The following is a 4,109-nucleotide window of genomic DNA, read 5'->3' on the forward strand; positions in this document are numbered from 1 at the left end:
TCAGCGTGGTCATGGAGCGCCGAAGTGCGTCCTTGTGGGACGACGAAAGGCAGCATCCCCATGTTGACCGAAGCAGCAGCAGCCGTGTCGGGGCGCCCGCTGGTGCCCCCGTCGGTGGGGCGGGTCCGGTTCGACGCGTTCAAGAGCCTCTGGCTCTGGGCCATGCTGGTGCCCGGCCTCGTCTTCGGGATCCCCGCCGTGACGCCCGCGACGCTCACGGCGTCCCTGGTGATGGCCTTCCTGACGCTGTGCCTGGGCCACTCGGTGGGGCTGCACCGCGGCGTCATCCACCGCACCTTCAAGGCAAGCCCGGTGGTGGGCGGGGCGCTGCTCTACCTCTTCGTCCTGAGCGGCCTGGGCGGGCCGTTGTCGTGGGCGCGGCTGCACGCGGTGCGCGACCACTGGCAGAACCAGGAGGACTGTCCGCCGTACTTCGCGTACCGGCATTCGGTGTGGCGCGACTTCGTGTGGAACCTGCACCTGCGCTTCGACGCGGCGGATGACCGCGCCCTTTCGCGGCTGCCTCCGGGCCTCTTCGAGGACCGGTGGCTGCGATTCCTGGAGGGGACGTGGCCCCTGCACGTGCTCGCGCTGGCGGCGGTGACCTTCGCGGTGGGTGGGCCGGGCGCGGTGGCTGTCTTTGTCTGCGCCCGGACCGCGGGCGGCATCCTGGGGCACTGGTTCGTGGGCTACGCCGCGCATGTCTGGGGTGAGAAACGGCACGTCATCCCGGGCACCACGGAGAGCGGCACGAATGTCTGGCTTCTGGGCGTGCTGTCGTTTGGCGAGGGCTTCCACAACAACCACCACGCGTTCGCCCACTCGGCGCGGATGGGGATGCGGCCGGAGGAACTGGACCTGGGGTGGCTGAGCCTCCGGGGGATGGAGGCCTGCGGGCTCGTCCACTCGCTCCAGGCCTGGGACCGCCCCGCGAGGCCTTCGTGAATCGGGTCAGCGCAGGACGGAGAGTCCTTCCTGCAGGTCCTTGTGGAGGGCCTCGCTCAGGATGAAGCGGCCGCCCTTGCCGACGAGGTGCGGCTTGAGGGTCTTCCCGTAGTCGCCGACCTGGGTATCCGCCTTGACCTCCCGCCAGGTCTCATCGTCCGTGATGAGGGTTTCCACCGCGAGTGCGCCGAACTCCACCTGGTGGCCTTCCTCGATGAGGATCTTCGCGCTCAGCGTCCCGCCCACGTGCAGGGTGTCCTGGTCGAACGAGTTGGCGTACAGCACGTGCGCCACCTCCAGGTTCCCCGTGACGTGCACCTCCGAGCCGCAGACCATGTCCCGCGCGCGCAGGTTTCCCAGGACGTAGAGCTTCGAGAAATCGTCCTCGTTCTCGAACGAGTCCGCCAGGCAGCCGGCGACCGCCATGTCCCCGTTCACGATGACGACCTCGTTGCTGTCGAGCTGGAAGTCGCCCGGCATCGCGAGGTTCCCCCGGTGGAGCACGAACTGGAGCTGATCGTCGTCCTCATCGAAGGGGGTCGCGAGGATGTCCGCAAGAAGCTCGTTCGCGCGCTTGGAGTCGATGGGTTCGAAGTCGTTGGACATGGGGGGACCCTAGCCGAGAAGTCCCACCTTTCGGGGGGATGATTCGCGGCGCACGCCTGCTTCCCGGTGCCGTTAGGAATAACGGAACTCCGCGAAGAACAAACATAGACGGTCTCAGCCCGTGAGAAGTCGCGAACCGGACGAAAGACATCGCGCTGACACATGCGATTGTTTATAGACGTGCGGACGCGTCGCTGTGGCTCACGAAGCCCCGACCCCGGCCCATCCCCGGCCCGTCTGGAGGCTTCGGTGAAACGCACGCACTCGTTGGTCTTCCCCACGCCCGTCCTCTACTGGTTCTTCGCGGGCCTGGTGCTGAGCTACCTGGTCGTGGCGATGCTCCTGGCCCCGGCGGGGGTGCACCTGCTGCCGCTGGACATGGTGGTCAGCCTGCTGCGCGGCAACATGGGGTTCTTCATCCTGCTGTTCGGCCTGCCCTGTGGCATCTACCTCATCGGCTGGCGGGCCAGTGACCTCTTTGTCTGGATGCGCGCGCCGCACTCCCTGTCTCTGGACGACCAGGGCCTGCGCGCGGGCGCCGTCCACATCGCCTGGCGGGACGTGGAGTCGGTGCTCGAAATCCAGAACCACGACCGCATCGTCCTGCGGCACCGGGGCGGCAGCTACAAGCTGCGGCTGAACCTGTGGAGCGACGCGGAGGCGCTGCACCAGTCGGTGATGGAGCACGTCGTGCCGGAGCTGCTGGAGCGCGTGCACCAGCAGGTCGCCGACGGACAGCCGGTGCGCTTCGGGCCGCTGACCCTGGACGACGCGGGGTTGACGCACAAGGGCCGGCGGATGCGCTGGGAGGAGATCGAGAGCATCCGCGTCCAGGATGAGTTCGACACCGGCGTATCGACCCGCGAGCTGGTCATCGTCGCGCAGGGCAAGCCCCGGAAGATCGACGAAGCGAAGATTCCCAACGCGCCAGTGCTGCTGGCCTACCTGTCAGACCGCCTGGCCGGCTGACCTCACCCCCAACACCGGGCATCACCTCATGGAAATCTACCGCAACCCCCAGACGAAGAAGAAAGCCGAACAGCCGCACGCGGTCTACAACTCGCGCCTCAAGCTCATCGCGGGCGCGGTCATCTGGGCGCTGGCGCTCGCCTTCTTCGGGGCGCTCACCTACCGGTCGCTGGGGGAGACGGGCGCGATGGCCTTCTTCGGCTTCGTCACGCTGGCCGCGGGCTGGATGTTCTTCAACTGCGTCAAGGGCCTGGGCAGCCTGGACAAGCCCGCGCTGTTGATTGGCCGGGACGGCATCCGCTTCAATGACGGCGTGCTCATCGCCTGGGACGAGATGAAGGAGAACCTCTACGTCGACCAGAGCTACATGGGCATCCCCATCCTGAAGATGGTGCAGATCAAGACCACCCTGGCGAAGCCCAAGGTGAAGAAGCAGCGGGTCTCCGCGCTCGCCATTGACAGCGACGAGTACCTGGCCCTGTGCGACAACTACAGCCAGGGTGTGATTCCGGCCACCACGCGCTGAGTGTGGGTCAGGGAGGGTGCGAAGGCTTGTCTGTCTTTCGTGCCATCTCCCCAATTGATACAAATCATCTGCCATTTGCTGATTGTGGATGTGTCTTGAAAAAGAGAGGGTGTCGCCCTTCCACGGAAGAAGGGCACCCCTCATGGCCACCGCGACCGCAGCTCCTGGCAAGACGCTTCTCACCCCCAGCGACCACACGCTCATCCTCATCGACTTCCAGCCGCAGATGGCGTTCGCGACGCACTCCATCCACGCGAACCAGCTGCGCACCCACGTGTCGCTCATCTCTGGCGCGGCGCGGGTGTTCAACGTGTCCACCATCCTGACGACCGTCGCGGAGAAGTCCTTCTCCGGCCCGATGTTCACGGAGATCAAGGAGGCGTTCCCGGAGGAGGTGGCCATCGACCGCACCTCGATGAACACCTGGGAGGACCCCCGCATCGCGGAGCGGGTCAACGCCATCGGCAAGTCGCGCATCGTGCTGGCGGGCCTCTGGACGTCGGTGTGCATCGTCGGTCCCGCGCTGTCCGCGCTGGACCAGGGCTTCGAGGTCTATGTCATCGCCGACGCGTGTGGTGACGTCTCCACGGAGGCGCACGAGCGGGCGATGGCGCGGATGATCCAGGCGGGCGTCCGGCCCATGACGTCGCTCCAGTACCTCCTTGAGCTGCAGCGCGACTGGGCCCGGAGCAAGACGTACGACGCCGTCGTGAACCTGGCGAAGGAGTCGGGCGGCGCCTACGGGCTCGGCCTGCTCTACGCGAAGACGATGTTCGGCGGTGGCGAGGGCGGTCACTGACCGTCCGTCTTCCGGCCATGAAAATCTATCTGGTGTCGCTCGCCGCGGGGGCGCTGATGGGCCTCCTCTACGGCCTGCTCGGTGTCCGCTCCCCGGCGCCGCCCCTCGTCGCGCTGGCGGGGCTGCTGGGCATCCTGATTGGCGAGCAGCTGGTGCCCGTCGGTCGCCGGCTGCTCCGCCGGGAGCCGCTCACGGCGGCGTGGATCGCCGAGGAGTGCGTTCCGAAGGTCACCGGTGTGTCCCCCGCCCCCCCGGGGGATGCTC

At 67.0% G+C, this 4,109-nt stretch carries 6 protein-coding genes; 5 read left to right on the forward strand and 1 reads right to left on the reverse strand.

The annotated features are described in order from the left end of the window. Positions 1-60: 60 nt before the first annotated feature. The gene (locus D7X74_RS44665; RefSeq protein ID WP_120538224.1) at positions 61-945 is read left to right on the forward strand and encodes an acyl-CoA desaturase; all 885 of its coding nucleotides are present in this window, start codon (positions 61-63) and stop codon (positions 943-945) included. Positions 946-951: 6 nt separating this feature from the next. Here the strand turns inward: D7X74_RS44665 and D7X74_RS40220 are convergent, their stop codons facing one another. Beyond that, positions 952-1,551 (reverse strand): hypothetical protein, encoded by a 600-nt coding sequence (locus D7X74_RS40220; RefSeq protein ID WP_120538225.1) that lies wholly within the window; start codon positions 1,549-1,551, stop codon positions 952-954. A 249-nt stretch (positions 1,552-1,800) separates the two neighbouring features. Here D7X74_RS40220 and D7X74_RS40225 point away from each other — a divergent pair, with 249 nt between their 5' ends. The 4 genes from D7X74_RS40225 to D7X74_RS40240 form a co-directional block, all read left to right on the forward strand. After that, complete coding sequence (locus D7X74_RS40225) at positions 1,801-2,520, forward strand: DUF6585 family protein (RefSeq protein ID WP_233595401.1); 720 nt, start codon at positions 1,801-1,803, stop codon at positions 2,518-2,520. Between the two features lie 28 nt (positions 2,521-2,548). Beyond that, positions 2,549-3,046, forward strand: coding sequence for a hypothetical protein (locus D7X74_RS40230; RefSeq protein ID WP_120538226.1), 498 nt, complete (start codon positions 2,549-2,551; stop codon positions 3,044-3,046). A gap of 142 nt (positions 3,047-3,188) precedes the next feature. Next, entirely contained in the window at positions 3,189-3,845 is a 657-nt protein-coding gene (locus D7X74_RS40235) for a hydrolase (protein ID WP_120538227.1), read from the forward strand. Positions 3,846-3,862: 17 nt separating this feature from the next. Further along, the coding region (locus D7X74_RS40240; protein ID WP_120538229.1) for a DUF1427 family protein at positions 3,863-4,109 on the forward strand (247 nt) is incomplete at its 3' end.

It is taken from the genome of Corallococcus sp. CA047B, from assembly GCF_003612065.1.
GTDB classification, from domain to species: Bacteria; Myxococcota; Myxococcia; order Myxococcales; family Myxococcaceae; genus Corallococcus; species Corallococcus praedator.